A 24,753-nucleotide genomic window follows, 5' to 3' on the forward strand; every position below is an offset into this window, starting at 1 on the left:
GTGGCGGCATCACCACTGGCGTCGGCGCAGGTCATGGCGGCGTACCGGTACTGCGAGGCGGTCACCGCCCTCCAGGCCCGCAACTTCAGCTACGGCATCCGCCTGCTCCCGGAGGCCAAGCGGCTCGGCATGTCCGCGCTGTACGCCCTGGCCCGCCGGGTCGACGACATCGGCGACGGAGACCTCCCGCCCGATCGCAAGGCCGAGCAGCTGCTCCGTACCCGCGACCTGCTCGACGAGATCCGCGCGGGCGCCGTCAGCGAGGACGACACCGACCCGATCAAGGTGGCCCTGGCCGACACCGCCCGGCGCTTCCCGATCCCGCTCGAAGGCTTCGACGAGCTGATCGACGGCGTGCAGATGGACCTCCAGGGCGCCGAGTACCGGACCTTCGAGGACCTCAAGGTCTACTGCCGCTGCGTGGCGGGCTCGATCGGGCGGCTCTCGCTCGGTGTGTACGGCTGCGAGGACACCAAGCTCGGCGCCGAGTACGCCGACACGCTCGGCCTCGCCCTGCAGCTCACCAACATCCTGCGCGACCTGCGCGAGGACGCCGAGAACGGCCGTACCTACCTCCCGACCGAGGACCTGGTCCGGTTCGGCTGCGAGCAGGGCTTCGCCCTGTCCAAGCCCGCGACGGGCGCCGACTTCACCGGTCTGGTCGCCTTCGAGGCCGAGCGCGCCCAGCGCTGCTTCGAGGAGGGCCTGCGCCTGCTGCCGATGCTGGACCGCCGCAGCCGCGCCTGCACCGCCGCGATGGCGGGCATCTACCACCGGCTGCTCGCCCGGATCGCCGCCGAACCGGAGTCGGTGCTGCGCGGACGCGTGTCCCTGCCGGGCTGGGAGAAGGCATACGTGGCACTGTCCGGGCTCGCCGGAGGGCGTTCTTGATTCTCTCGCCAGTTATGTCACGCTGTGTCAGCGCGGAATCACAGCCGGGTGGCCGCGCCCTGTCCACGAGTGAGCAGCGAAACGGTAGGGGGGAAAGCTGATGGCGGCACGACCGCGTCCGGCCGGACCCACCGCCGTGGTGATCGGCGGCGGCCTGGCCGGGATCACCGCCGCGCTGCGCCTCGCCGAGGCCGACCACCGGGTCACCCTGCTGGAGACCAGGCCCCGGCTCGGCGGCCTGGCATTCTCCTTCCAGCGCGGCGAGCTGACGGTCGACAACGGCCAGCACGTCTTCCTGCGCTGCTGCACCGCCTACCGGGGCCTGATCGACCGCTTGGGCGCGGGCCGTCTGGTCGATCTTCAGCCGCGCCTGGACGTGCCCGTCCTCGGCGTCGCCGCCGACGGCCGCCGCACCCTGGGCCGGCTGCGCCGCGCGGGCCTGCCCGTCCCGCTGCACCTGGCCGGCAGCCTGGCCACCTACCCGCACCTGAAGCCGCTCGACCGCCTCCGGGTGGTCCGGGCCGCGCTCGCGCTCAAGGCGCTCGACCTGGCCGACCCTCGGCTGGACGAGATCTCGTTCGGCGACTGGCTGCGCAAGCAGGGCCAGAACCGGGCCACCCTGGCGGCGATGTGGGACCTGGTCGGGGTCGCCACGCTCAACGCCACCGCCGACCAGACCTCGCTGGCGCTGGCCGCGATGGTCTTCAAGACCGGTCTGCTCTCCGACCCGGGCGCCTCCGACATCGGGATGGCCAACGTCCCGCTCGGCGCGATCCACCACGACGCCGCCCGCGTGGAGCTGGAGCGCGCCGGCGTACGCGTCCTGCTGCGCGCCCGCGCCGTCGAGCTCAAGCCCGCCGCCCAGCACGCCGTACGGCTGGAGAGCGGCGAGCTGCTCACCGCCGACACGGTGGTGCTCGCCGGCGCGCAGGACAGCGCCGCCGCCCTGCTGCCGCCCGGCGCGATCGAGCGCCAGGAGCGGCTGGGCGAGTTCGGCACCGCGCCGATCCTGAACGTGCACGTGGTCTACGACCGCAAGCTGCTGCGCCGCCCGTTCTTCGCGGCGCTCGGCTCGCCGGTGCAGTGGGTCTTCGACCGTACGGCTCATTCGGGGCTCGCGGTACCCGGTGCGCAGTACCTGGCGCTCTCGCAGTCCGCCGTCCAGGACGAGATCGACCTCCCGGTCGCCGAGCTGCGCCGCCGTTACCTGCCCGAGCTGGAGCGGCTGCTGCCGGCCGCCCGGGAGGCCGAGGTGCTGGACTTCTTCGTGACCCGGGAGCGCACCGCGACCTTCGACCCGGCCCCGGGCACGGCCGCCCTGCGCCCGCAGGCCCGTACCGACATCCCGGGCCTGCTGCTCGCCGGGTCGTGGACGGCCACCGGGTGGCCCGCGACCATGGAGAGCGCAGTCCGCAGCGGTCACGCGGCGGCGGACGCCGCACTCCCGAACTCCGGCCGGCTACCGGTCGACCGAGGCGACGGGAGGTGGCCCCGATGACCTCGGGCCCCATCATCAGCACCGACACCGGCAGTCCCGACAGCGGCATTCGCGACACCGGCAGCACTGGAATCAGAACCGACCGGACGCCCGTGGCGGCCCGGCGGCCTCAGGAAGAGGGAACGTACGTGGAGCCTCGCAGCGGTAATGCCTCGGCTGTCAAGGACGCCGCTTCGGTGCCCGAGCTGCTGGCTCGCGGCCGGACGCTCTGCACCCCGCCGCTGCGTGCGGCGGTGGCCCGGCTGGCGGCGCCGATGGACACCGTGGCCGCTTACCACTTCGGCTGGATCGACCGTGACGGCACGCCGGCCGCGGGGGACAGCGGCAAGGCCGTCCGTCCGGCGCTCGCGCTGCTCTCCGCCCAGGCCGTCGGGGCCCCGGCCGAGGCCGGTGTGCCGGGCGGGGTCTCCGTTGAACTGGTGCACAACTTCTCCCTGCTCCATGATGATCTGATGGACGGCGACGAGACTCGGCGGCACCGGGCGACGGCCTGGACGGTCTTCGGCCCGGCCCAGGCGATCCTGGTCGGCGACGCGCTGGCCACCCTGGGCACCGAGGTGCTGCTCGACGCGGCCGTCACCGGTGGAGCCAGCGCGGCGGACGCCGCCCGCGCCGTCCGGCTGATCACCACCGCCACCCGTAAGCTGATCGACGGGCAGGCCATGGACGTCGCCTTCGAGCAGCGCGACACGGTGACGGTCGCGGAGTGCCTGGAGATGGAGGGCGGCAAGACCGGCGCCCTGCTCGCCGCCGCCGCCGCGATCGGCGCGGTGCTGGCCGGTGCCGACGACCGTACCTCCGACGCCTTGCAGCGTTACGGGCACCACCTCGGGTTGGCCTTCCAGGCCGTCGACGACCTGCTCGGCATCTGGGGCGCCACCGAGGTGACGGGCAAGCCGCACTGGGGCGACCTGCGCCAGCGCAAGAAGTCGCTGCCGGTGTGCGCCGCGCTGGCCGAGGGTGGCGCCGCCTCCCGCCGGCTGGCCGAGCAGCTGGCCGACCCGGTGGGCCGGGGCGAGGAGAGCGAGCCGGTGCTCGCCGCCCGCGCGGCCCTGATCGAGCAGGCCGGCGGCCGGTCCTGGACCCAGGACGAGGCCCGCCGTCAGCACAAGACCGCCCTCGCCGCCCTGGACGAGGTGCCGATGGCCGACGACGTGCGCGAGCACTTCGTCGCACTCGCCGAATTCGTGGTGGTACGAGAGAGGTGACGTCAAGTTGACAGCAACCGCGGACGGCCGGCTCGACCCTGAGTACGATTCCGAGCCGGTCGCGGTGGACGCCCGCTCGCCGTTCGGGTCACGGCGGTGGGAGCCTGACGGACCAGCCGGACCAATGGCGGTACGACAATCTGACGAAACCCTGTCCAGTGCGGCCGCAGTCGCCGAGACGCTGGACCGGGCCACCGCCCATCTGCTGTCGCTGCAACACCCCGACGGCTGGTGGAAGGGTGACCTGGAGACCAACGTCACGATGGACGCCGAGGACCTTTTACTGCGTCAGTTCCTCGGTATCAGGACGGCGGAGCAGACGGCGGCCACCGCCGCCTGGATCCGCTCGCAGCAGCGCGAGGACGGCACCTGGTCCACATTTCACGACGGCCCGCCCGAACTCTCCACCACCGTCGAGGCGTACGTCGCGCTCAGACTCGCCGGTGACGACCCGCAGGACCCGCACATGCGGGCCGCGTCCGCCTTCGTCCGCGCCGGGGGCGGTATCGCCGCCGCGCGCGTCTTCACCCGGATCTGGCTGGCCCTGTTCGGCTGGTGGCCCTGGGACCGGCTGCCGGAGATGCCGCCGGAGATCATGTTCCTGCCCAAGTGGCTGCCGCTGAACATCTACGCGTTCGGCTGCTGGGCCAGGCAGACCATCGTACCGCTCACCGTGGTGTCCGCTCACCGCCCGGTCCGCCCGGCCCCCTTCACCCTCACCGAGCTGCACACCGACCCCGCAGACCCGTACCCACAGCGCCCACTCGCCGCCCCGACCAGCTGGGACGGCCTGTTCGAGCGGCTGGACCGGGTACTGCACGTCTACCGCCGGTACGCCGCCCGGCCGCTGCGCCGCGCGGCGCTCGCCAAGGCCGGCCGGTGGATCATCGAACGGCAGGAGGCGGACGGCTGCTGGGGCGGCATCCAGCCGCCCGCCGTCTACTCGCTGATCGCCCTTCAGCTGCTCGGCTACGACCTCGATCACCCGGTGATGAAGGCCGGGCTGGCCTCCTTCGACCGCTTCACCGTGCACACCGAGGACGGCGGCCGCTGGATGGAGGCCTGCCAGTCCCCGGTCTGGGATACCTGCCTCGCCGCCATCGCGCTGCGCGACGCCGGACTGCCCGCCGACCACCCCGGGTTGCTCGCCGCCGTCGACTGGATGCTCGACGAGGAGATCACCACCACCGGCGACTGGGCCGTCCAGCGCCCGCGCCTCGCGCCCGGCGGCTGGGCCTTCGAGTTCGAGAACGACAATTACCCCGACATCGACGACACCGCCGAAGTGGTGCTCGCCCTGCGCCGCGTCACCCATCCGGAGCAGCCCCGGGTCGACGGCGCCGTCCGGCGGGCGGTCGAGTGGAGCCTCGGCATGCAGTCGAAGAACGGCGCCTGGGCCGCCTTCGACGTCGACAACACCAGCACCCTGCCCAACAAGCTGCCGTTCTGCGACTTCGGCGAGGTGGTGGACCCGCCCTCGGCGGACGTCACCGCGCACGTGGTCGAGATGCTCGCCGAGGTCGGCCGGGCCGACGACCCCCGCACCAGGCGCGGGGTGGACTGGCTGCTGGCGAACCAGGAGGCCGACGGCTCCTGGTTCGGCCGCTGGGGCACCAACTACATCTACGGCACCGGCTCCGTCCTCCCCGCACTGGTCGCGGTCGGCATGTCCCCGGCGCACCCGGCGATCCGGCGGGCCGTCAGCTGGTTGGAGGACCGGCAGAACCCGGACGGCGGCTGGGGCGAGGACATGCGCTCGTACGAGGACCCGGCCCAGTGGTCCGGGCGCGGCGAGTCCACCGCCTCGCAGACCGCCTGGGCGCTGATGGCGCTGCTCGCGGCGGGTGAGGGGCGCAGTGAGGCCGTGGAGCGCGGCGTGCGGTGGCTGGTCGCCACCCAGCTGCCCGAGGGCACCTGGGACGAGCCGCAGTTCACCGGGACGGGGTTCCCGTGGGACTTCTCCATCAACTACCACCTCTACCGGTTGGTCTTCCCGGTCACCGCGCTCGGGCGGTACCTGCACGGCACGCCGCTGGGCGGGGGCGTGCGATGAGCCCTGCTCCGCTGCTGGTGGTCTGCGCGCTCGGTCCCGAGGTCTGGGCGCTGCGCGGCGGGGACTGGACGGGCGCCGTGGGCGGCTCGCCGGTGCTCGCCCGGACGGGCATGGGACGCGCCCGGGCCCGGCGCAGCGTGGCGAACCTGCTGGCCAGGGACGGGTACGGCGCGCTGGTGGTGGCCGGCTTCGGCGCCGCAGTCGGCCCCGGGGTGCGGCCGGGAGACGTCATCGTGGCGGACGCGGTACGCGACGGCGAGGGCGGCCACCACCCGCTCGACTCCGCCGCCCCGCTCGCCGATGCGCTGCGGGCGTGCGGCCTGACCACCCGCCTCGGCCTGCACCACACCGCCGACCACGTGGTACGCGGCTTCGAACGCCGTGCCCTGTACGCCCAGGGCGCGCTGGCCGTGGACATGGAGGCCGCCGCCGTCCTCGCCGCCCGGGCCGAACTCCGCCCCGCCCTCCCCACCGCCGTCCTGCGGGTGGTGGTCGACACCCCCGAGCGCGAGCTGCTGCGCCCGGGCACCCTCCCGGCCGGCCTGCACGCCTGGCGGGCCCTGCGCGCCGCCGTCCCGGCGCTGGTCGCCTGGCACCGGCACGCGGTGTCCGTCCCCTCCGTCACCCCTTTCACCGCTTCTGCGCCCGAACCCCAGCCCTCGACGCTCCCTCAGGAGGCGAGCTAGTCATGGCCATGCCGCTGCGCCAGACCGTACGCGTCAGCACGTATCTCATGCAGCAGAAGCTCAAGCGCCGGGAGAAGTTCCCGCTGATCGTCGAGCTGGAGCCACTGTTCGCCTGCAACCTCGCCTGTGAGGGCTGTGGCAAGATCCAGCACCCGGCGGGGGTGCTGAAGCAGCGGATGCCGGTCGCCCAGGCGGTCGGCGCGGTGCTTGAGTCCGGTGCGCCGATGGTCTCGATCGCCGGTGGCGAGCCGCTGATGCACCCGCAGATCGACGAGATCGTCCGCCAGCTGGTCGCCCGCCGCAAGTACGTCTTCCTCTGCACCAACGCGCTGCTGATGCGCAAGAAGCTGGACAAGTTCACGCCCTCGCCCTACTTCACCTTCACCGTGCACATCGACGGGCTGCGCGAGCGGCACGACGAGTCGGTGGCCAAGGAGGGCACCTTCGACGAGGCGGTGGCGGCGATCAAGGAGGCCAAGCGGCGCGGCTTCCGGGTCACCACCAACAGCACCTTCTTCAACACCGACACCCCGCAGACCATCATCGAGGTGCTCGACTACCTCAACGACGAGCTGCAGGTCGACGAGATGATGATCTCCCCGGCCTACGCGTACGAGAAGGCACCCGACCAGGAGCACTTCCTCGGCGTGGAGCAGACCAGGGAGCTCTTCAGGAAAGCTTTCTCCGGCGGCAACCGGAGCCGCTGGCGCCTCAACCACAGCCCGCTCTTCCTGGACTTCCTGGAGGGCAAGGTCGACTTCGAGTGCACCGCCTGGGGCATCCCCAACTACTCGCTGTTCGGCTGGCAGCGGCCCTGCTACCTGATGGCCGACGGCTACGTCCCCACCTACCGCGAGCTGATCGAGAAGACCGACTGGGCCAAGTACGGCCGTGGCAAGGACCCGCGCTGCGAGAACTGCATGGCGCACTGCGGCTACGAGCCCACCGCCGTCCTCGCCACCATGAGCTCGCTCAAGGAGACCATCCGCGCGGCCCGCGAGACCCTCGGCGGCTGAGCAGTTTTTCAGGGGCGCGGGGCTCTGCTTAATCAACCGCGTGCGCTGCCAACCACGCACCTTCGTCGTGCCCTGGTCGTACCGCTCCCCGCGCCCCCGGGGGTCCTGCAAAACAGGCGCGCGGCCCCCCGCGGCCGCAGGCTGAGTACAGACAGTCATCGCTGTGAACCGAGCCGCGAGGTGAAGCCATGTCACTCCTGCCCACCATCAAGGGGCCCGCCGATCTCAGAAGCATCGCCACGGTGGACCTGCCCCTGCTGGCCGAGGAGATCCGCGACTTCCTGATCGACGCCGTCACGCGGACCGGCGGACACCTCGGGCCCAACCTGGGCGTCGTCGAGCTGACCATCGCGCTGCACCGGGTCTTCGACTCCCCGACCGACCGCATCCTCTGGGACACCGGCCACCAGGCCTACGTGCACAAGCTGCTCACCGGCCGTCAGGACTTCTCCCGGCTGCGCGCCAAGGACGGCCTCTCCGGGTACCCGTCCCGGGCCGAGTCCGAGCACGACCTGATCGAGAACTCGCACGCCTCCACCGCCCTCGGCTACGCGGACGGCCTCGCCAAGGCGCACCAGCTGCTCGGCCAGACCGGCCGCCGGACGGTCGCCGTGATCGGCGACGGCGCGCTCACCGGCGGCCTCGCCTGGGAGGCGCTCAACAACATCGCCGAGGCCACCACCCGCCCGCTGGTGATCGTCGTCAACGACAACGAGCGTTCGTACGCCCGTACCATCGGCGGCCTGGCCCACCACCTGGCCACCCTGCGCACCACCCAGGGGTACGAGCGCTTCCTCGCGCTCGGCAAGGGCGCGCTGCAGCGCACCCCGCTGGTCGGCCAGCCGATCTTCGACGCGCTGCACGGCGCGAAGAAGGGGTTCAAGGACGCCTTCACCCCGCAGGGCCTGTTCGAGGACCTCGGGCTCAAGTACCTCGGCCCGATCGACGGGCACGACATCGGCGCCGTCGAGCAGGCGCTCCGCCAGGCCCGTAACTACGGCGGCCCGGTCATCGTGCACTGCCTCACCGTGAAGGGCCGTGGCTACCGGCCCGCCGAGCAGGACGAGGCTGACCGCTTCCACGCCGTGAACGCGATGGACCCGTACACCTGCCTGCCCGTCTCGCCCTCCGCCGGCGTCTCCTGGACCTCGGTCTTCGGCAGCGAACTGGTCGCGTTGGGCGCCGAGCGCCCTGACCTGGTGGCGATCACCGCCGCGATGCTGCAGCCCGTCGGGCTGGCGAAGTTCGCCCAGGAGTACCCCGACCGGACTTTCGACGTAGGCATCGCCGAGCAGCACGCGGTCGCCAGCGCCGCCGGTCTCGCCACCGGCGGGCTGCACCCGGTGGTCGCGGTCTACGCCACCTTCCTGAACCGGGCCTTCGACCAGGTGCTGATGGACGTCGCCCTGCACCGCCTCGGCGTGACCTTCGTGCTGGACCGCGCCGGGATCACCGGGAACGACGGCGCCTCGCACAACGGCATGTGGGACATGTCGATGCTGCAGCTCGTCCCCGGCCTGCGGCTCGCCGCCCCGCGTGACGCCGACCAGCTCCGCGCCCAGCTGCGCGAGGCCGTCGGGGTCTGCGACGCGCCGACCGTGCTGCGCTTCCCCAAGGGCGAGCTCGGCCCGGCCGTCCCCGCGCTGGAGCGGATCGGCGGCGTCGACGTGCTGCAGCGCACCGGGCCCGAGCCGGAGATCCTGCTGGTCGCCGTCGGCGCGATGGCCCCCGCCTGCCTGGACGCCGCCGCGCTGCTGCTCGCCGAGGGGTTCACGGCCACGGTGGTCGACCCGCGCTGGGTCAAGCCGGTGGACCCGGCGCTGGTCGGGCTGGCCGCCGGTCACCGGCTGGTCGTCACGGTCGAGGACAACGGCCGGGTCGGCGGAGTCGGCGCGGCGATCGCCCAGGCCATGCGGGACGCGGACGTCGAGGTCCCGCTGCGCGATCTGGGCATTCCGCAGGAGTTCCTCGCCCACGCCTCGCGCGGGGAGATCCTGGAGGAGATCGGCCTCACCGGCACCGGGGTGGCCGCCCAGACCGCCGTCTTCGCCAAGCAACTCCTACCGATCCGAGGAGCGGACCCGCGCCATGCCGGCTGACCCCACCGTCCCGACCGTCCACCGTCTCGACCTCGCCGCCCTGCTCGCCGAACGCGGCGCCGAACGCTACGAGTTGCACAGCAAGTACCTCAACCCGCAGCTGCCCCGGATGCTGCGCACGATCGGCTTCGACAAGTACTACGAGCGCGCCGAGGGCCCGTACTTCTACGACGCCGAGGGCCACGAGTACCTGGACATGCTGGCCGGCTTCGGCATCTTCGCGCTCGGCCGGCACCACCCCGTCGTCCGGGACGCCGTCCAGCAGGTGATGGACCTCGACCTGCCCGACCTCACCCGCTTCGACTGCCCGACCCTGCCCGGCCTGCTCGCCGAGCAGCTGCTGTCGTTCGCGCCGGGGCTGGACCGGGTCTTCTTCGGCAACAGCGGGACGGAGGCGGTCGAGACCGCGCTCAAGTTCGCCCGCTACGCCACCGGGCGGCAGCGCGTCCTCTACTGCGACCACGCCTTCCACGGGCTCACCACCGGCTCGCTCTCGGTCAACGGCGAGAACGGCTTCCGCAAGGGCTTCGACCCGCTGCTGCCCGACACCGCCATCCCGCTCGGCGATCTGGACGCGCTCGCCCGGGAGCTGAAGAAGGGCGACGTAGCGGCGCTCATCGTGGAGCCGATCCAGGGCAAGGGCGTGCAGGCCACGCCGCCCGGCTGGCTGCTCGCGGCCCAGCAGCTGCTGCACGACCACAAGGCGCTGCTGATCTGCGACGAGGTGCAGACCGGGATCGGCCGGACCGGCGACTTCTTCGCCTACCAGCACGAGGACGGCGTCCTGCCCGACCTGGTCTGCGCGGCCAAGGCGCTCTCCGGCGGCTACGTGCCGATCGGCGCGACGCTCGGCAAGAGCTGGATCTTCGAGAAGGTGTACTCCTCGATGGACCGCGTCCTGGTGCACTCGGCGAGCTTCGGCTCCAACGCCCAGGCGATGGCGGCCGGGCTGGCGACGCTCAGGGTGATGCAGGACGAGCAGGTGGTCGAGAACGCCCGCAAGGTGGGCGACCTGTTCCGCGAACAGCTGGCCGCGCTGGTCGACCGGTACGAGCTGCTGGCGGAGGTGCGCGGGCGCGGCCTGATGATCGGCATCGAGTTCGGGCGGCCCAGGTCGCTGAAACTGCGGACCGGGTGGGCGGCGCTGCAGACCGCGCGCAAGGGCCTGTTCGCCCAGATGGTGGTGGTACCGCTGCTCCAGCGTCACCGGATTCTCACCCAGGTCTCAGGTGACCACCTGGAGGTCATCAAGCTGATCCCGCCGCTGATCATCACCGAACGCGAGGTGGACCGTTTCATGGCCGCCTTCACCGATGTGATGGACGACGCACACAAGGGCAGCGGCCTGATGTGGGACTTCGGCCGCACGCTGGTCAAGCAGGCGGTGGCCGGGAACCGCTGAGCCCGGGCGGGGTCAGAGTTCGGTCCGGCGGCGCCGGATCACCACGTAGAGGTCGATCAGGGCGAAGAGGGTGAGGGCGCCGCAGAGCACCGCGAACATGGTCAGGGTGCCCTGGGTCGGTACCGAGGCGGCGGACGACAGCGCCGCCCAGATCGCGAAGCCTGCGGTCAGCAGGGCGAAGAAGGGGGTGAAGGTGACGGACAGCAGGAAGCGCAGCCGCAGATCGCTGCGCGCCGTCGCCGGTTCGGTGCCGCTCCTCCAGGAGCTGGGAGTCTTCGCCGGACGCATCGCCGATCACCTCCACCCGGCCGCCGCCCTGTCGGCCCGCTCTTCAGCCTACGTCCGTGTCCGGGCGGCGCCAGGGGCGCGCGGGATCATTCGGGGGCGGGTGGCCGCCAGAGTGCGATGATCCGTCGATCGGCGGCTGTGACCAGCGGTTCCACCAGTGGCAGGGACAGCAGGACCAGCGCGCCGGCCGCCCAGCCGGCGAGCACGTCCGACATCCAGTGGGTACCGAGATAGACGGTGGTCAGCCCGATCGAGATTGCCGTCAGGCCCGCCAGCACCGCACCCGAGCGTCGCCAGCGGACGGCCAGGTAGGCCAGCACCCCCCAGGTCACCACCGCGTTGGCGGTGTGCCCGGAGGGGAATATCGTGCCGCCGGAGAAGAGTTCGGGGGAGCCGACGTAGTGGGCGTAGTGCGGTCCGAGCCGACCGGTGACGATCTTCACACCGCCGACCGTGACGTTCAGCAGCAGCAGCGCCGCGCCCATCACCAGCAACGGTCGCAACGTCCGCAGCCGGTACGAGCGCCAGCCCAGCCATATGCAGGCGACGATCGCGGACGGTCCGCGCTGGCCCGCCAGGATCCAGACGTTCAGCAGCGGCTCGATCTGCGGCCAGCGTTTGTACGGTCTGAGGAGGTGCAGTGACCAGTCGAGGTCGACAAGTGAGGTGTCGCAGATCACCGCGGCCACCACCAGCAGATAGACGAGCGCGGTCAGGCCGAACAGCATCGTGTGGCGGCGGCTCATCGGCGGCCACCCGGGGTCACGCGGTCCCTCGTTGGGGGAGGGCAGAATCCGGGCGTCGGAGGGTAGGGTCTGAGCTCGCACGCCCTCGACAGTACCCGGTCGACCTGCGAGGTCTCTCAGGGTCTCAGAATCCGTCACCCTGTCGGGGCGTCCGGCACCCCGCGCGTTCCGATGCGCCGTTTGGGTGATCGTGCTGGTATTCGGGTTTTGCGTCCCTTGGCCGGGACCGACCGGAACGGCTCAGGCCCCGCACGGTGGCGGGGCCTGAGAGGTGCTGAGGGGGCGGCTCAGGGGAGCAGGCGCTCGACGGCGGCGGCGCCGTACTTCTCGAGATCGAGCCGGGCCTTCTCGATGAGCGCGGGGGTGGGTGTGCGCCCCGAGGCCATCACCAGGTCCACGGGGTCGACCGGGTGCTCACCGCCCGTGTGCAGCAGGTGGTCCGGGGTGGGGTGGGAATCGACGTCGGTGGGCTCGCTCATGAGTGCCTCCCGGTTTCCGGGCGCCGCCCGGGCCTGACCCGGCCGGTCGCCGTGCCTGCCGCGCAGCAGGCGTCCGCACCCCGAGTGTCCACCAGCGCCGCCCCGCGCGCATCGCGAGTGCGGCCGAGCGGGCCCGTGATCCCGCTACCACCACCAGCAGTTGGCCCGCCCTTTACAACTGGAAAACCCGGGTGGCCGGTCTTTTGCAATGCGAGGTGCCCTCGGCCCCTGGGTAATAAGGGGACAAGCCCTTTACCGGGCACCGGGTTACCCCGGTGCCCGGTACGACGGGCGGAGACCGTTAGTCGAGCGGCCCGCCGGCGACGTAGATGACCTGACCGGAGACGAATCCGGCGCCCTCGCCCGCGAGGAAGGAGATGGTGTTGGCGATGTCCTCCGGCACACCCACCCGGTTGACCGGGATCTGGGTCGCGGCGGCCTGCTTGAACTCCTCGAAGTCCATGCCGACCCGGGCGGCGGTGGCGGCCGTCATGTCGGTCGCGATGAACCCGGGCGCGACCGCGTTGGCGGTGATGCCGAACTTGCCGAGCTCGATGGCCAGGGTCTTGGTGAAGCCCTGGAGGCCGGCCTTGGCCGCCGAGTAGTTGGCCTGGCCCCGGTTGCCCTGGGCCGAGGAGGAGGACAGGTTCACGATCCGGCCGAAGCCGGCCGCCACCATGTGCTTCTGGACCGCCCGGGTCATCAGGAAGGCGCCCTTGAGATGCACGTTCATGACCGTGTCCCAGTCGGACTCGGACATCTTGAAGAGCAGGTTGTCCCGGAGCACCCCGGCGTTGTTGACCAGGACGACGGGTGCGCCCAGCTCGGCGGCGATCCGGTCCACGGCCGCCTGGACCTGCGCGGGGTCGGAGACGTCGGCGCCCACGGCCAGTGCCCGGCCGCCCGCCGCGACGATCGCGTCCACGGTGGACTTGCCCGCCGACTCCTCCAGGTCGACCACGGCGACGGCGTACCCGTCGGCGGCCAACCGCAGGGCGGTGGCCGCGCCGATGCCGCGCGCGGCGCCGGTGACGATCGCGACCCGGGGAGTGCTGCTCTGCTCGGTCATGCTCGTACTCGTCTCTCTCGGTGGGGTGACGGCCGGAGGCGCCGCTGATTCGCGGCTCTACCCGGAAGGGTGGTGCGGAGAGCGCTGCGCGGACACCCTACCGGCGGGTAGCGTTCCGGACCAGAGTGCAGAGTCGCAGGTGACAGAGGGTGAGGGGGGTCGGTCGGCGGTCGTCACGGCGCCGACTCGACGTGACCGCGACAGACTGCGGAAATATGCCAACTTCACCGAACGGGCGTCTACTATTCGACCCCGCCTGCCGGTTCGGGCCGACCGTTTGTATAGTGTGCGCCAGCAGCCACCGGCTGCACGGCTGGCGCGCCTACCTTCACAGCGGGACGCTCACTCGCCGTTACTGCCCCGCCCGGGTGTCCCACACACTCCGGGTGTGACATCGGGACGGATTTCATGGTGCTGGGGGAGATCCCGACGACCCGCGTGCCCGGTCGACTGCAGCAGTCGCCCGGTCACCTCATCCGCGTGGCCCAGCAGGTACACACCCGCTTGTGGTCCGAACACGTCGGAACCGAGCTGACGGCTCCGCAGTTCGCCGTGCTCCTGGTGCTCGCCCTCGAACCGGGCGCCGACCAGCGCACGGTCGGCGAGCGGGCCTCACTGGACAAGGCGACGATGGCGGAAATGGTCGCCCGCCTGGTCCGGCGCGGTCTGGTGCTGCGGCGCCGCGACCCCGCCGACGGCCGACGCAAGCTGCTGGCCCTCTCGCAGAACGGCGCACAGGCCGTCCGCGAGGCGACCGGCGGAGTCGTCCGCGTCCAGCGGACGCTCTTCGAACCGCTCAACCCCGACGAGCAGACCGAAATCGTCCGGGTGATGGCGAAGATAGCCAGGTTGGAGCCCGCAGCGGTCGCCGTCATGAGCGATGCGCGCCCGGTCCTGGACGCACAGCGCGCGATCGGCTACCTGATCCGGGTCAGCCAGCAGGTGCACACCAAGCTGTGGTCCGAGAAGGTCGGTTCCGACCTGACCGCGCCGCAGTACGCGGTACTGGACGCACTGGAGTCGGAGCCCGGCGCGGACCAGCGCACCGTCGGCGAGCTGGCCTCGCTCGACAAGGCGACGATGGCGGAGATGGTGAGCCGGCTGGTCCGGCGTGGCCTGGTACTCCGTCGTCGCGACCCCTCGGACGGGCGGCGCAACCTGCTCTCGCTCTCGCCGGCCGGTCAGGACCTGTTGCACTGGGCGACCGCCGGAGTGCGCGAGGTCCAGGAGCTGTTGCTCGCCCCACTGGAGGAGCACGAGCACGAGACGGCGCTCGCGCTGCTCGCGAAGGCAGCCCGGCTGTAACGATTCGCCGAACGCCTGAAGCCGCAGTAACGATTTGCCTGATTCGCCGAACCGGCCTGCGCACGTACGGGTGCGCACGCTACCGAGGGGACCGTCAGCTCATGGGCCGACGGCCCCCTCGGCGCGTCACGGTGTACTTCAGCGCATCGCGGTACGTCAGTGCAGCGTGGTACTTCAGTTCCAGTCGAAGCCCTGCGGGTCGGGGCCGAGGCGCTTGCCCGTCTCCAGCGTGGCGATCGCGGCCAGGTCCTCGGCGTCCAGCTCGAAGCCGGCCACGTCCAGGTTCTCCCTGATCCGGGACGGCGTCACGGACTTGGGGATCGCGATCACGCCGCTCTGCAGGTGCCAGCGCAGCATCACCTGGGCGACCGTGCGGCCCTGCTTCTCCGCGATCTTCACCAGGGTGGGCTCGGCGAGCAGCTCCTTGCCCTGCCCGAGCGGGCTCCAGGCCTCCGTGGCGATGCCGTGCGCGGCGTGGTACTCGCGCAGTTCGGCCTGCGGGAAGTGCGGGTGCAGCTCGACCTGGTTCAGGACGGGCACCACCGAGGACTCCCGCAGCAGCGTGTCCAGCTGCTCGGTGCCGAAGTTGGAGACGCCGACCGACTTGACCCGGCCGTCCTGGTAGAGCTTCTCGAAGGCCTTCCAGACGTTCGGGAAGGTGCCGTGCATCGGGCGCGGCCAGTGGATCAGGTAGAGGTCCACGTAGTCCAGGCCGAGCTTGGCCAGTGACTCGTCGAACGCCCGGAGCACCGCGTCCTGACCCTGCTGACCGGACCAGTCGAGGGTGCCCGAGTTCCACAGCTTGGTGGTGATGTACAGCTCTTCGCGGGGCACGCCCGCCGCCGCGATCGCCCGGCCGGTGCCGACCTCGTTCTCGTAGATCGCCGCCGTGTCGATGCTCCGGTAACCGGCCTCGATGGCGGTGCGGACCGCCGACGCGGCCTCGTCGTCCGGGACCTGCCAGACCCCGTAGCCGAGCTGCGGGATCGTGGTGCCGTTGTTCAGGGTGATGCTCGGGATGGTGCTCACTAGAAGGGGAACCTTCCGGATCGTCCAATGTGCCGGTGGGGAGCAACCACAGATGGGAACGAGTTGTTCCCGTTACGGAGGAATTCACCGGAATCGGTGAATTCGCGGTCGCCCTGACCCTCCGTGAGGCCATAACGAGGGACGGGTGCGGCGGGAGCCCGAAAATTCTGTTGTGTACGTCACCCGGAAACCGTGTGACCGATCCGGGGGTCGGGTGGTCCTTACACCGGCATGACCCGAACGGGTGCACTCTGCTACGCCGCTCGGGTCATGCCGGGCGCTGTCCGCCGCCGGAGCGGGCGGGGGCGGCGCAGACTGCCCGGGTGACCAAGTTTTCAGATGGCTCGTCATCCCCGGGTACCAGGAACAAGGGCGAGATCGCGGGCATCCCCACCAGGGTGATCGCGATCGGTGCCATCGTGATCCTGGCGGTCTGGTTCCTGTTCGCCAACCTGGAGCGGGTGAAGATCCAGTTCTGGGTCTTCACCGTCACCGCCCCGCTCTGGATCGCGCTGCTGGCCACCCTGGTCGCCGGTGCCGTCCTCGGCTGGCTGTTCAAGGGGCGGCGCAGCAGGTAGCCGGTGCCCCGGGGGCGCTGTCTTCCCGCTGTCGGTGGGCTCGGGGCGGTGAGGTCTGCGGGACCCAAGAGGCGGGTGGGGATGTGGTCGCCACCCCAAATTCTGCTTATGATTCCCGGGTGTTCGACTCACGGCACATCAGGACTTTCCACGAGGTGGTCCGCTCGGGTTCGTACTCGGCGGCCGCCCGGGTGCTCGGCTACACCCAGCCCGCGATCACCCAGCAGATGAAGGCGCTGGAGCGCTCCGTCGGCGTTCCGCTGTTCAGCAGAGCGGGCCGGGGGCTGCGGCTCACCGAGGCCGGTGAGGCACTGGCCCGGCACGCCGAGGTGATCCTCGACAGCCTGAGCGCCGCTCAGCAGCAGCTCACCGCGCTCTCCCGGCTGCGCGCCGGGCGGGTACGGATCTGCGCCTTCCCGAGCGCCAACGCCACCCTGATCCCCGAGGCGATGGCCCGGCTGCTCGCCGAGCATCCCGGGGTCCGGGTCGAGCTGCTGGAGGCCGAGCCGCCCGAGTCCGTGCAGCGTCTGCTGCGCGGTGAGTGCGACATCGCGCTCGCCTTCAGCTACCCGGGTTCCCCCGGCTCGCAGGGCACGTCGGGGGTGGTCGGCCCGGCGGGCGAGACGCCGCCCGAGCTGGTGGAGATCCCGCTGCTGGAGGATCAGCTGACGGTCCTGCTGCCGGTCGGACACCCGCTCGCCCGGCGGCACGCGGTCCGGCTCTCGGACCTCATGGAGGAGCGCTGGATCGCGGGCTGCCCGCGCTGCCGGGCCAACTTCCTGCAGGTCTGCGCGGAGGAGGGCTTCGCCCCCGACGTGGTCTTCACCACCGACGACAACCTCGCCGTGCAGAGCCTGGTGGCGGCCGGCGTCGGCATCGCCCTGATGCCGGCCCTGGTGCTGTCGTTCATGAGCCACCGCAAGGTCACCGGCCGCCTGGTGGAGCCGCACCTGCGCCGGAAGGTCTCCGCGTACGTCCTGCGCGAGCACCTGCGGGTGCCGGCCACCGCGCTGGTGCTGGACGAGCTGCGGAGGGCGGCGGCGGCCCGGATGGGCTGCTAGGCCGGCCTGAGCCCGGGGTTTCTGAGTGAGTGTCAGGTGTCGGGCGGGGTGTACTAGGGTGGCTCGGACAGGACCGACACCGCACCTACGCCGCAACGACACCGCAACGACACCGCCCTGAAGGACCGCGATGCCCGCACAGTTCGAGCAGTACGGACTGCCCGGCCGGGACGGGTCCGACGCGCCCGTCGCACTCGACCGGCGTGACGGACCGTACGGTGAGGTGGTGCTCCGGCAGCGGGGTGGGCACTTCGAGATCATCGCCAACGGGTGCTTCCTGATGGACACTGCCGACGGGCGCTCGGAGCGGCTGCTGATCCAGGCCGCCCTGGACGAACTCGGCGCCGGACGCCCGTCGGTGCTGATCGGCGGACTGGGCGTCGGCTTCTCGCTCGCGTACGCCGCAGCGGAGCCGCGCTGGGGCCGGATCGCGGTGGTCGAGCGCGAGGGCGCGATCATCGACTGGCACCGGGACGGTCCGCTGGCGGCCTTCTCGGCGAACGCCCTGGACGACCCCCGGGTGACGGTCCTGCACACCGACCTGGTCGAGTACCTGGCGACCGGTACCAAGACCTACGACGCGCTCTGCCTCGACATCGACAACGGCCCGGACTGGACGGTCACCGACTCCAACGCCGGCCTCTACGGCGCGGACGGACTGGCCGCCGCGCAGCGGCGCCTGACGCCCGGTGGGGTGCTGGCGGTCTGGAGTGCTCAGCCGTCCGCCGCCTTCGAGGAGGCGCTCCGCGCAGGGGGCTTCCGCGACGTGCGCACCCTGGAGATCCCCGTCCTGCGCGGCGTGCCGGACGTGGTGCACCTGGCCCGCCGCTGCGCCTGACGGACCGTCAGGCGCAGCGCACGGTCACCCGAACGGGTTGTTCCGGGCCGGCTCGGCGGCGGCCGGCGGGGCAGCGGGTGCGGCAGGAGCGGGCGGGGCGGAGCTGGCGGCGAAGGGGTTGAAGTCCGCCGGGGGTACCCGGACGGGGGTGCCCTTGCCCGCAGCCGGGGGCGCCTCTTCGGCGGCTGCGGCGGCCGGTGGTGCCGGGGGCGCGAAGGGGTTGAAGTCCGCCGGGGGTACCCGGACCGGGGTGCCCTTGCCCGCAGTCGGGGGCTGCGCCGGGGCGGGCGGGGCCGCCACCGGGGCGGGGGCGAAGGCGGGGGTGCCGGCGGTGGGTGCCGCCACCGTGCCGAACGGGTCCTTCGGGACGTCCTTGGTCACGGTGCCGAACGGGTCGACGACGGCCTGCTGGGGGGCGGGTGCCGCCGGAGCGGCGGGGGCGGCGGGCGCGGCCGGGGCAGAACTGGCCGCGAAGGGGTTGAAGTCCGCCGGGGGCACCGCGACCGGGGTGCCCTTGCCGGCGGTCGTCCCGGCGGCCGGCGGTGCCGGGGGGGCGAAGGGGTTGAAGTCCGCCGGCGGCACCGCGACCGGCGTGCCCTTGAGCTGCTGCGGCACAGCCTGGGCGGCCTGGGCGGGTACGGGAGCGGCCGGGGGCGCGAACGGGTTGAAGTCCGCCGGCGGGACCGCGACCGGCGTGCCCTTCGGCTGCTGCTGCTGCGGCGGCGCGGCGGCGACCGGCGGCGCGGGTGGGAACGACGGCACGGGCGGTGCCGCCACCGGCTGGACGGGGATCGGCTGTACCGGGATCGGCGGTGCTGCGTACGGCTCCGCATACGGTTCGACGGGCGCCGGTGCGGCGGCAGGTTCGGTGGCGGTCACGCCGTCCCACGCGAGCTGGACGCTCTTGAGGATCTCGGCGAACGCCCCCGTGTACAGCTCCCAGTCCTCCGACTGGAGGGTGCCGAGCTGGACGGTCAGCACCGAGGCGCCGTCCGGCAGCGGCAGGAACGCCTGCGCCACCGAACTCACGGCCCAGCGCCGCGTACCGTCGTGGCTCAGCGCGGCCGGCACCGGGGACGTCCGCCCCTCGACCAGCACCACGGCCGGGCCCGACGGCAGCAGCACCGTCCACACCTCCGCCTCGGCGCGGGCGTCCGCCAGTTCGGTGGCGAGCTGCGTGATGGGAGTGCGGGAGGAAGCCAGCGAGACGACCAGCGAGGCGTGGCTCGGCCGGCCGTCCACCGACAGTGCCGCGATCCCGGCGAAGACCACGCCGGCGGAGCCGGACGGCTCGGCCAGCAGGGCGGAGAGCACGGCCCAGTCCTTGCGGGACTGCGCGTCGCCGCCGGCGAACAACTCCTCGGCGACCTCCGCGAGGTGTTCGGTGCGCGCGGCGCCGGAGCCCCGGGTGGTGAGCGGGTGGAAGACGGGGGGTACCACCAGGCGCGCCTCGACACCGGCTCCGGTGGCCAACTCGTCGGGTGCGACGGTGTCGCGCCCGGAGGCCAGCTCGGCGAGTACGGCGGGGAAGGACGGGCGCAGCCCGGCGGCGGAGGTCTCCGGCACGACGGGGAGCTGGAACTGCCGGGCCGCCGCGGCTCCGGCCACGCCGAGCACCGCGCCGCCGCCGTAGCGGGCCAGCAGCTCGGCCGCAGCGCCGTCGCCGGTACCGCTGTCGGCCTGTCGGAGGGTGCTGCCCTCGATGACGGTACCGAGTCCACGCACCGTCAGCAGACCGGGGCCGAGGGAGCTGATCCGCAGGCCGAAGAGCGCGTCGGCCGCCGGGTGGCCCGGCCGGCGGAATGCGCTCAGCGAGCCGGCGGGGTAGTGCGACGCCCGCTCGTCGAGCAGTGCGTCGGCCAGCACGTCGAGCGTGGCCCCGATCCGCTCCGCGCCCGCGAAACTGTCCTGAGTCATGGTGTGCTGAGCCCCCCTCGCTCCGAAGCCTGCAGTGCTGTCATAGCCTGAAGTGCTGAAATGCTGTCCATTTTCTATCAGAAACAAGCGACACCCCGGCACACCAGAGGCTACCCGGCGGCCAGCCGCCCGACCGTCTCCACCAGCCCGGGGACCGTGAGCAGGCCGCTCAGCTCGCGGACCAGCCGTCCGGTCGGGCCGTCCGGGCTCTCCGCCGCGAAGAAGTCCGCGAGCTCGAGCGCGAGCGCGGGCTCCCGGGCGGCGGTCAGGGTCAGTGCCGCGACGAACTCCTGCACCAGCTGGAGCTGCAGCTCCGCGCGGGGGACACCGCGCTCGCCGAGCCACTCCAGCGAGGTGATCTCGGCGTTGGCGATCCAGGCCCGGACGGTGCGCCGCACCCCGATGCCGGGCTCGGCCAGGGCCAGGTGCAGCAGGATCTGCTCGTACGCGGCGCGCCGCACCTCGTCGATCACCGCAGTCGTGCCGGGGCTCGCCGCGACCGACCCGCCGCGCAGCAGCGCCGCGAAGCCGGGCCCGTGGCTGTCCACGAAGTCCAGGTAGCGGCCCATCACCCGGTACAGCCGTTCGGAGAGCGGACCCTCGGCCGGCTCCTCGAACCGCCCCGCCAGCTCCTGCCCGGCGCGGCGGAGCGACTCCTCGTAGATCGCCTGCTTGCCCGGGAAGTAGTGGTACACCAGCGGCCGGGAGGCACCGGCGGCGGCCGCGATGTCGTCGATCGACACCTCCTCCGGCGGGCGGCGGGCGAAGAGGTCCAGCGCGACCGCGATCAGCTGCTCCCGCCGCTCGTCCACACTCAGTCTGCGCCGGGGTGCCCGTCCGGTACGGGCTCGGTCGTCCTCGGGGCGGTCCGTGACCGGCGGCGTACGGGAAGCCATGGCGTCACCCTATCGGGCTCCCCGGCCGGACCAGGGTGGCGAAGATGACGAAAGTCTGACGGTGGCCCCCCGGGCCTGGTCACGGCGGCGCTGAGCTGGTCGAATCACGGTGTGAGCAATTCAGCTGGAAGACCGGCCGGACCACCCGTGGGGCGCCGGGTGGTGCTCGGCATGCTGGGGCTGGGTGCGGCGGGAGTGGCCGCCGGGCCGTATCTGCAACGCGGCGTGGAGAGCGTGACGAGCCAGGACCCGACGGGCTTGACCGGGCTGCTGCCGGGTGGCGGCGGGTTCCGGTACTACTCGATCGTGGACTCGGTGCCGGCCCGGACGGCGGCGAACTACACGCTCACCGTCGACGGCCTGGTCGACCACCCGGTCACCTACCGGCTGGCCGACCTACAGGCGATGCGGCAGCGCCGGATCGTCCACGACGTGCAGTGCGTCACGGGGTGGCGGGTGCCGGCCACCCCGTTCGAAGGGGTGCCGCTGGCCGACCTGCTGGACGCCGCCGGGGTGCAGTCCGGCGCGACGGCCGTCCGGTTCAGCTGCTTCGACGGCTCCTACACCGAGAGCCTCACCCTCGACCAGGCGCGGCAGGACGGCGTGCTGGTCGCGCTGAAGATGCAGGACGCGCCGGTCAACCACGCGCACGGCGGCCCGGTGCGGCTGTATGTCGCGCCGATGTACTTCTACAAGTCCGCGAAGTGGCTCTCGGGCATCACCCTCACCCCCACCGTCCAGACCGGCTACTGGGAGAACTACGGCTATGACGTCGACGCCTGGGTCGGCCGCTCGAACGGGCGCGACGATGCCCCGACCGGCTGACACCTCGGGGCGCGTCCCCCGGTTCACCCCGGCCGAGCGCTGGATCCACCGGGTCACCGGCGCGCTGATGCTGGTCTGCCTGGTGACGGCCGCCTGTCTCTACTACCCGCCGCTCTCCGAACTGGTGGGCCGGCGCAGGCTGGTGGTGACGGTGCACGAGTGGTGCGGGCTGGCCCTGCCGGTGCCGGTGCTGCTCGGGCTGGCCTCCCGCGCGTTCCGGGCCGACCTCTCCCGGCTGAACCGTTTCGCCCCCTACGACCGCGAGTGGCTGCGCGCGGTGCGCCGCCGCTCGTACCGCCGCCCGGCGGGCAAGTTCAACGCGGGCCAGAAGCTCTACGCCTCGTGGACGGCGGGGGCGGTGCTGGTGATGATCGGCACCGGGCTGCTGATGTGGTTCACCCACCTCGCCCCGCTGGTCTGGCGCACCGGCGCGACCTTCGTCCACGACTGGCTGACGCTCGCGCTGGCCGTGGTGATCGTGGGTCACATCCGGATGGCGATGAACGACCCGGAGTCCCGGCGCGGGCTGCGCACCGGCAGCGTGGACGAGACCTGGGCGGCCCGCGAGCACCCGAACTGGGAGCCCTACCGGGACTCCGAGTAACGCCGGTACGCCTCACGGCCGTCCGCGACGAACTCCCACTCCGTGAGCCGCTGCGCGAGTTCGGTCTCCGTCAGCCAGTCGTGCCAGCCGACTTCCTCGACCTGCGGCGAGACCGGGCCGTCCCAGACGGCCTCGTACACGTCGCACCACCAGGAGAGCCCCTCCTCCTCGAAGAGGAACTTGAACAGCCGGACGGGCTCGACGCCGCTCACCCCGAGCTCCTCCTCGGCCTCCCGCACCGCCGCGCTCGCGTACGTCTCCCCGGCGCCGACCACGCCGCCGACGAAGCAGTCGTAGGCGCCCGGCGCGAAGAGCTTGGTGTCGGAGCGGCGGTGGGTGAAGATCCGGCCGTGCGGGTCGCGGACCAGGATGAAGACGCAACGGTGGGTCAGACCCTGCCGGTACACCTCGCCACGGGTGGCCGTGCCGAGTACCCGGTCCTGCGCGTCCACCACGTCCAGCAGCTCTTCGGCGGGGTTCGTCATGCAGTAGACGCTACCCAAGCGGCACCTGAGCGATTACCCAATCGGCATCGGTCTGATGAGCCGACTATCGTTCCAAGGGGTGTACGGGCGAGCAAGAGGGCGGCATGACGTGGTGGAGATCCGGGGCGGGACGGCCGAGGGCTTCGAGCCCGTACGAGCGGCCTTCGCGCAGAACTTCCGCGACCACGGCGAACTCGGCGCGGCCTTCGCGCTCTACCTGGACGGCCGCAAGGTGGTCGACCTGTGGGGCGGCGACGCCCGGCCGGAGGTCGGTGGGCGGCCCGCGCCCGCCGTCGGCTGGACGGCCGACACCGCGCAGGTGCTGCGCTCCGTCACCAAGGGCCTGACGGCCGCCGCCGCGCTGCACCTGGTCCAGCGCGGGCAGCTCGACCTGGACGCGCCGGTGGCCTCCTACTGGCCCGAGTTCAAGGCGGCGGGGAAGGAGCGGGTGCCCGTCCGGTGGCTGCTCTCGCACCAGGCCGGACTGCCCGCGCTGGACGTACCGCTCCGGGTCGAGGACGTGATCGCCTGGGAGCCGGCCGCAGCCGCCGTCGCCGCCCAGACCCCCGCCTGGGAGCCCGGCACGGCGCACGGCTACCACCCGTACACCTTCGGCTGGCTGGTCGGCGAGGTGGTCCGCCGGGCGGGCGGGCGCAGCGTCGGCCGGTACTTCGACGAGGAGATCGCCCGCCCGCTCGGCCTGGACCTGTGGATCGGCCTCCCGGCCGCAGCCCGGCCCAGGGTCGGCCGCCTGGTCGACCTGCCCGCGCCCGAGGCCGCCCAGCTCGGCCCGAACGGGATGAAGGTGCGCCCCCGCCCGGCCGTGGTCAACGCCTACCAGGACCACAGCTCGCTGACGGCCCGTTCGTTCGCCGCCGTGCGGCCCGCCCTGGACCTCAACGACCCGGCCGTGCAGGCCGTCGAGATCCCCGGAGCGGGCGGTATCGGCACCGCCCGCTCGGTCGCCCGTTTCTACGCGGCGCTGATCGGCGCAGCCGGTAGCCACGGAGGCGCGCCCGGCGAGCCGCTGCTCGGCCCCGAGCTGCTGCGCGAGGCGGTCGGGCCGGCCGTCAGCGGCCCGGACCGGGTCCTGATCGTCAACACCTCGTTCGGCCTGGGCTTCTTCCGCCACGGCCCGACCTCGCCGATGTCCTCCCCGGCCGCGTTCGGCCACCCGGGTCGCGGCGGTTCACTGGGCTTCGCCGACCCGGACCTGGGCATCGGCTTCGGCTACGTGACCAACGGGATGCAGCCGGGCGTGACGGGGGACATCCGGTCCCGCACGCTGATCGCGGCCGTCCGGCGCTGCCTGCAGCATTTCTGACGAACCGTCAGGCCTGGCCGGTCGCGAAGTGGCTGATCCGGTCGCCGACGACGGTGAATCGCCAGGCAGTGCGCATCTCGCCCCAGGTGTCGTTGCGGTAGTCGGCGACCAGGGCCCGCCCGCCGTCCGACTCGGACTGCACCTCGAGGTGCCCGTGCGAGGAGAAGATCTCGCGGTCGACCCAGCTCTTCAACTCGCGCTCGGTACCGTCGTCGGACATCGTCGCGTCCGGGGTGAGCAGAGCCATGAAGGCCTCCCGGTCGTTGGCGTTGATCGCGGCTACCAGCGAGCGGACGGTCGGGTCGGAGAGTCGGTCGTTGGCGATGGTCATCTACTGTCCTCCTCCTGAGGGGCGGCGCAGGGCTGCGGCCTCTCGCACCGTCGCACGATGCGTTTGGCGCTGCACGCCCTGCTGCTCCGCAGGGCCTAATAGGCACTTGCTCAGCCACCGACAGA

24 protein-coding genes are annotated in these 24,753 nt (G+C 72.2%); 15 read left to right on the plus strand and 9 right to left on the minus strand.

Annotated elements, in window-relative coordinates; all coding sequences use genetic code 11:
- The first annotated feature begins 33 nt into the window (after window positions 1–33).
- From hpnD to P3T29_RS26860, 8 genes are all read left to right on the plus strand, one after another.
- Window positions 34–891, plus strand: a complete 858-nt coding sequence (gene hpnD / locus P3T29_RS26825) for a presqualene diphosphate synthase HpnD (protein WP_280719265.1) — start codon at window positions 34–36, stop codon at window positions 889–891.
- A gap of 100 nt (window positions 892–991) precedes the next feature.
- On the plus strand, window positions 992–2,389 hold the full coding sequence (hpnE, locus tag P3T29_RS26830) for a hydroxysqualene dehydroxylase HpnE (protein WP_280719219.1): 1,398 nt from the start codon (window positions 992–994) through the stop codon (window positions 2,387–2,389).
- A gap of 128 nt (window positions 2,390–2,517) precedes the next feature.
- The gene (locus tag P3T29_RS26835; RefSeq protein ID WP_280719266.1) at window positions 2,518–3,597 is read left to right on the plus strand and encodes a polyprenyl synthetase family protein; all 1,080 of its coding nucleotides are present in this window, start codon (window positions 2,518–2,520) and stop codon (window positions 3,595–3,597) included.
- A gap of 124 nt (window positions 3,598–3,721) precedes the next feature.
- Complete coding sequence (gene shc / locus P3T29_RS26840; protein WP_280719220.1) at window positions 3,722–5,650, plus strand: squalene--hopene cyclase; 1,929 nt, start codon at window positions 3,722–3,724, stop codon at window positions 5,648–5,650.
- Window positions 5,647–6,336: a 1-hydroxy-2-methyl-2-butenyl 4-diphosphate reductase gene (locus tag P3T29_RS26845; protein ID WP_280719221.1), complete on the plus strand. Its 690-nt coding sequence runs from the start codon at window positions 5,647–5,649 to the stop codon at window positions 6,334–6,336. Before shc ends, P3T29_RS26845 begins: the two co-directional genes overlap by 4 nt.
- 2 nt (window positions 6,337–6,338) lie before the next feature.
- A complete protein-coding gene (hpnH, locus tag P3T29_RS26850) occupies window positions 6,339–7,352 on the plus strand; it encodes an adenosyl-hopene transferase HpnH (RefSeq protein ID WP_280719222.1) in 1,014 nt (337 codons plus the stop codon).
- Between the two features lie 188 nt (window positions 7,353–7,540).
- Window positions 7,541–9,451, plus strand: a complete 1,911-nt coding sequence (dxs, locus tag P3T29_RS26855; RefSeq protein WP_280719223.1) for a 1-deoxy-D-xylulose-5-phosphate synthase — start codon at window positions 7,541–7,543, stop codon at window positions 9,449–9,451.
- On the plus strand, window positions 9,441–10,853 hold the full coding sequence (locus P3T29_RS26860; RefSeq protein ID WP_280719224.1) for an aspartate aminotransferase family protein: 1,413 nt from the start codon (window positions 9,441–9,443) through the stop codon (window positions 10,851–10,853). Before dxs ends, P3T29_RS26860 begins: the two co-directional genes overlap by 11 nt.
- 12 nt (window positions 10,854–10,865) lie before the next feature.
- Here the strand turns inward: P3T29_RS26860 and P3T29_RS26865 are convergent, their stop codons facing one another.
- The 4 genes from P3T29_RS26865 to fabG all read right to left on the minus strand — a co-directional run bounded on the left by P3T29_RS26865 (window position 10,866) and on the right by fabG (window position 13,435).
- On the minus strand, window positions 10,866–11,141 hold the full coding sequence (locus tag P3T29_RS26865; protein WP_280719225.1) for a DUF6343 family protein: 276 nt from the start codon (window positions 11,139–11,141) through the stop codon (window positions 10,866–10,868).
- 86 nt (window positions 11,142–11,227) lie between these two features.
- Complete coding sequence (locus P3T29_RS26870; protein WP_348532867.1) at window positions 11,228–11,887, minus strand: phosphatase PAP2 family protein; 660 nt, start codon at window positions 11,885–11,887, stop codon at window positions 11,228–11,230.
- A 287-nt stretch (window positions 11,888–12,174) separates the two neighbouring features.
- The gene (locus P3T29_RS26875) at window positions 12,175–12,366 is read right to left on the minus strand and encodes a hypothetical protein (RefSeq protein WP_280719226.1); all 192 of its coding nucleotides are present in this window, start codon (window positions 12,364–12,366) and stop codon (window positions 12,175–12,177) included.
- 301 nt (window positions 12,367–12,667) lie between these two features.
- The gene (fabG, locus tag P3T29_RS26880) at window positions 12,668–13,435 is read right to left on the minus strand and encodes a 3-oxoacyl-ACP reductase FabG (RefSeq protein ID WP_280719227.1); all 768 of its coding nucleotides are present in this window, start codon (window positions 13,433–13,435) and stop codon (window positions 12,668–12,670) included.
- Between the two features lie 480 nt (window positions 13,436–13,915).
- Between fabG and P3T29_RS26885 the strand changes: the two genes are divergently transcribed.
- Window positions 13,916–14,740 carry a MarR family winged helix-turn-helix transcriptional regulator gene (locus P3T29_RS26885; protein WP_280719228.1) on the plus strand — a complete coding sequence of 275 codons (825 nt, stop codon included), beginning with the start codon at window positions 13,916–13,918 and terminating at the stop codon, window positions 14,738–14,740.
- A gap of 174 nt (window positions 14,741–14,914) precedes the next feature.
- Here P3T29_RS26885 and P3T29_RS26890 read toward each other — a convergent pair whose 3' ends face one another.
- Window positions 14,915–15,769 (minus strand): aldo/keto reductase, encoded by an 855-nt coding sequence (locus P3T29_RS26890; RefSeq protein ID WP_280719229.1) that lies wholly within the window; start codon window positions 15,767–15,769, stop codon window positions 14,915–14,917.
- A gap of 323 nt (window positions 15,770–16,092) precedes the next feature.
- Here P3T29_RS26890 and P3T29_RS26895 point away from each other — a divergent pair, with 323 nt between their 5' ends.
- The 3 genes from P3T29_RS26895 to P3T29_RS26905 all read left to right on the plus strand — a co-directional run bounded on the left by P3T29_RS26895 (window position 16,093) and on the right by P3T29_RS26905 (window position 18,246).
- Window positions 16,093–16,347 carry a LapA family protein gene (locus P3T29_RS26895; RefSeq protein ID WP_280719230.1) on the plus strand — a complete coding sequence of 85 codons (255 nt, stop codon included), beginning with the start codon at window positions 16,093–16,095 and terminating at the stop codon, window positions 16,345–16,347.
- A gap of 119 nt (window positions 16,348–16,466) precedes the next feature.
- Window positions 16,467–17,408 carry a LysR family transcriptional regulator gene (locus P3T29_RS26900; protein ID WP_280719231.1) on the plus strand — a complete coding sequence of 314 codons (942 nt, stop codon included), beginning with the start codon at window positions 16,467–16,469 and terminating at the stop codon, window positions 17,406–17,408.
- A 130-nt stretch (window positions 17,409–17,538) separates the two neighbouring features.
- Window positions 17,539–18,246: a spermidine synthase gene (locus P3T29_RS26905; RefSeq protein WP_280719232.1), complete on the plus strand. Its 708-nt coding sequence runs from the start codon at window positions 17,539–17,541 to the stop codon at window positions 18,244–18,246.
- Between the two features lie 24 nt (window positions 18,247–18,270).
- On the opposite strand, the gene P3T29_RS26910 is transcribed toward P3T29_RS26905, so the two are convergent.
- Both P3T29_RS26910 and P3T29_RS26915 read right to left on the minus strand, forming a co-directional pair.
- Window positions 18,271–20,163 (minus strand): hypothetical protein, encoded by a 1,893-nt coding sequence (locus P3T29_RS26910; RefSeq protein WP_280719233.1) that lies wholly within the window; start codon window positions 20,161–20,163, stop codon window positions 18,271–18,273.
- A 110-nt stretch (window positions 20,164–20,273) separates the two neighbouring features.
- Window positions 20,274–21,059 carry a TetR/AcrR family transcriptional regulator gene (locus P3T29_RS26915; RefSeq protein ID WP_280719234.1) on the minus strand — a complete coding sequence of 262 codons (786 nt, stop codon included), beginning with the start codon at window positions 21,057–21,059 and terminating at the stop codon, window positions 20,274–20,276.
- Between the two features lie 171 nt (window positions 21,060–21,230).
- On the opposite strand from P3T29_RS26915, the gene P3T29_RS26920 reads away from it, so the two are divergent.
- Window positions 21,231–21,884, plus strand: coding sequence for a molybdopterin-dependent oxidoreductase (locus tag P3T29_RS26920; protein ID WP_280719267.1), 654 nt, complete (start codon window positions 21,231–21,233; stop codon window positions 21,882–21,884).
- On the plus strand, window positions 21,868–22,488 hold the full coding sequence (locus P3T29_RS26925) for a cytochrome b/b6 domain-containing protein (RefSeq protein ID WP_280719235.1): 621 nt from the start codon (window positions 21,868–21,870) through the stop codon (window positions 22,486–22,488). Before P3T29_RS26920 ends, P3T29_RS26925 begins: the two co-directional genes overlap by 17 nt.
- On the opposite strand, the gene P3T29_RS26930 is transcribed toward P3T29_RS26925, so the two are convergent.
- Complete coding sequence (locus tag P3T29_RS26930; protein WP_280719236.1) at window positions 22,470–22,973, minus strand: NUDIX domain-containing protein; 504 nt, start codon at window positions 22,971–22,973, stop codon at window positions 22,470–22,472. The two genes, P3T29_RS26925 and P3T29_RS26930, sit on opposite strands and share 19 nt — an antisense overlap.
- 55 nt (window positions 22,974–23,028) lie before the next feature.
- Between P3T29_RS26930 and P3T29_RS26935 the strand changes: the two genes are divergently transcribed.
- Complete coding sequence (locus P3T29_RS26935) at window positions 23,029–24,297, plus strand: serine hydrolase domain-containing protein (RefSeq protein ID WP_280719237.1); 1,269 nt, start codon at window positions 23,029–23,031, stop codon at window positions 24,295–24,297.
- A 7-nt stretch (window positions 24,298–24,304) separates the two neighbouring features.
- Here the strand turns inward: P3T29_RS26935 and P3T29_RS26940 are convergent, their stop codons facing one another.
- Window positions 24,305–24,628, minus strand: coding sequence for a nuclear transport factor 2 family protein (locus tag P3T29_RS26940; protein WP_280719238.1), 324 nt, complete (start codon window positions 24,626–24,628; stop codon window positions 24,305–24,307).
- Between the last annotated feature and the right edge of the window lie 125 nt (window positions 24,629–24,753).

The organism is Kitasatospora sp. MAP5-34 (genome assembly GCF_029894335.1).
Taxonomy (GTDB): domain Bacteria; phylum Actinomycetota; class Actinomycetes; order Streptomycetales; family Streptomycetaceae; genus Kitasatospora.

Bases quoted from the DNA above. Each gene is read 5' to 3' on its own strand.
- P3T29_RS26925 (WP_280719235.1), top strand. From the start codon at position 21,868: ATGCCCCGACCGGCTGACACCTCGGGGCGCGTCCCCCGGTTCACCCCG.
- P3T29_RS26940 (WP_280719238.1), bottom strand. From the start codon at position 24,628: ATGACCATCGCCAACGACCGACTCTCCGACCCGACCGTCCGCTCGCTG.
- P3T29_RS26915 (WP_280719234.1), bottom strand. From the start codon at position 21,059: ATGGCTTCCCGTACGCCGCCGGTCACGGACCGCCCCGAGGACGACCGA.
- P3T29_RS26920 (WP_280719267.1), top strand. From the start codon at position 21,231: ATGCTGGGGCTGGGTGCGGCGGGAGTGGCCGCCGGGCCGTATCTGCAA.
- P3T29_RS26870 (WP_348532867.1), bottom strand. From the start codon at position 11,887: ATGAGCCGCCGCCACACGATGCTGTTCGGCCTGACCGCGCTCGTCTAT.
- shc (WP_280719220.1), top strand. From the start codon at position 3,722: ATGGCGGTACGACAATCTGACGAAACCCTGTCCAGTGCGGCCGCAGTC.
- hpnE (WP_280719219.1), top strand. From the start codon at position 992: ATGGCGGCACGACCGCGTCCGGCCGGACCCACCGCCGTGGTGATCGGC.
- P3T29_RS26930 (WP_280719236.1), bottom strand. From the start codon at position 22,973: ATGACGAACCCCGCCGAAGAGCTGCTGGACGTGGTGGACGCGCAGGAC.
- P3T29_RS26875 (WP_280719226.1), bottom strand. From the start codon at position 12,366: ATGAGCGAGCCCACCGACGTCGATTCCCACCCCACCCCGGACCACCTG.
- P3T29_RS26860 (WP_280719224.1), top strand. From the start codon at position 9,441: ATGCCGGCTGACCCCACCGTCCCGACCGTCCACCGTCTCGACCTCGCC.
- P3T29_RS26910 (WP_280719233.1), bottom strand. From the start codon at position 20,163: ATGACTCAGGACAGTTTCGCGGGCGCGGAGCGGATCGGGGCCACGCTC.
- hpnH (WP_280719222.1), top strand. From the start codon at position 6,339: ATGGCCATGCCGCTGCGCCAGACCGTACGCGTCAGCACGTATCTCATG.
- fabG (WP_280719227.1), bottom strand. From the start codon at position 13,435: ATGACCGAGCAGAGCAGCACTCCCCGGGTCGCGATCGTCACCGGCGCC.
- P3T29_RS26865 (WP_280719225.1), bottom strand. From the start codon at position 11,141: ATGCGTCCGGCGAAGACTCCCAGCTCCTGGAGGAGCGGCACCGAACCG.
- P3T29_RS26905 (WP_280719232.1), top strand. From the start codon at position 17,539: ATGCCCGCACAGTTCGAGCAGTACGGACTGCCCGGCCGGGACGGGTCC.
- dxs (WP_280719223.1), top strand. From the start codon at position 7,541: ATGTCACTCCTGCCCACCATCAAGGGGCCCGCCGATCTCAGAAGCATC.
- P3T29_RS26935 (WP_280719237.1), top strand. From the start codon at position 23,029: ATGAGCCGACTATCGTTCCAAGGGGTGTACGGGCGAGCAAGAGGGCGG.
- hpnD (WP_280719265.1), top strand. From the start codon at position 34: ATGGCGGCGTACCGGTACTGCGAGGCGGTCACCGCCCTCCAGGCCCGC.
- P3T29_RS26845 (WP_280719221.1), top strand. From the start codon at position 5,647: ATGAGCCCTGCTCCGCTGCTGGTGGTCTGCGCGCTCGGTCCCGAGGTC.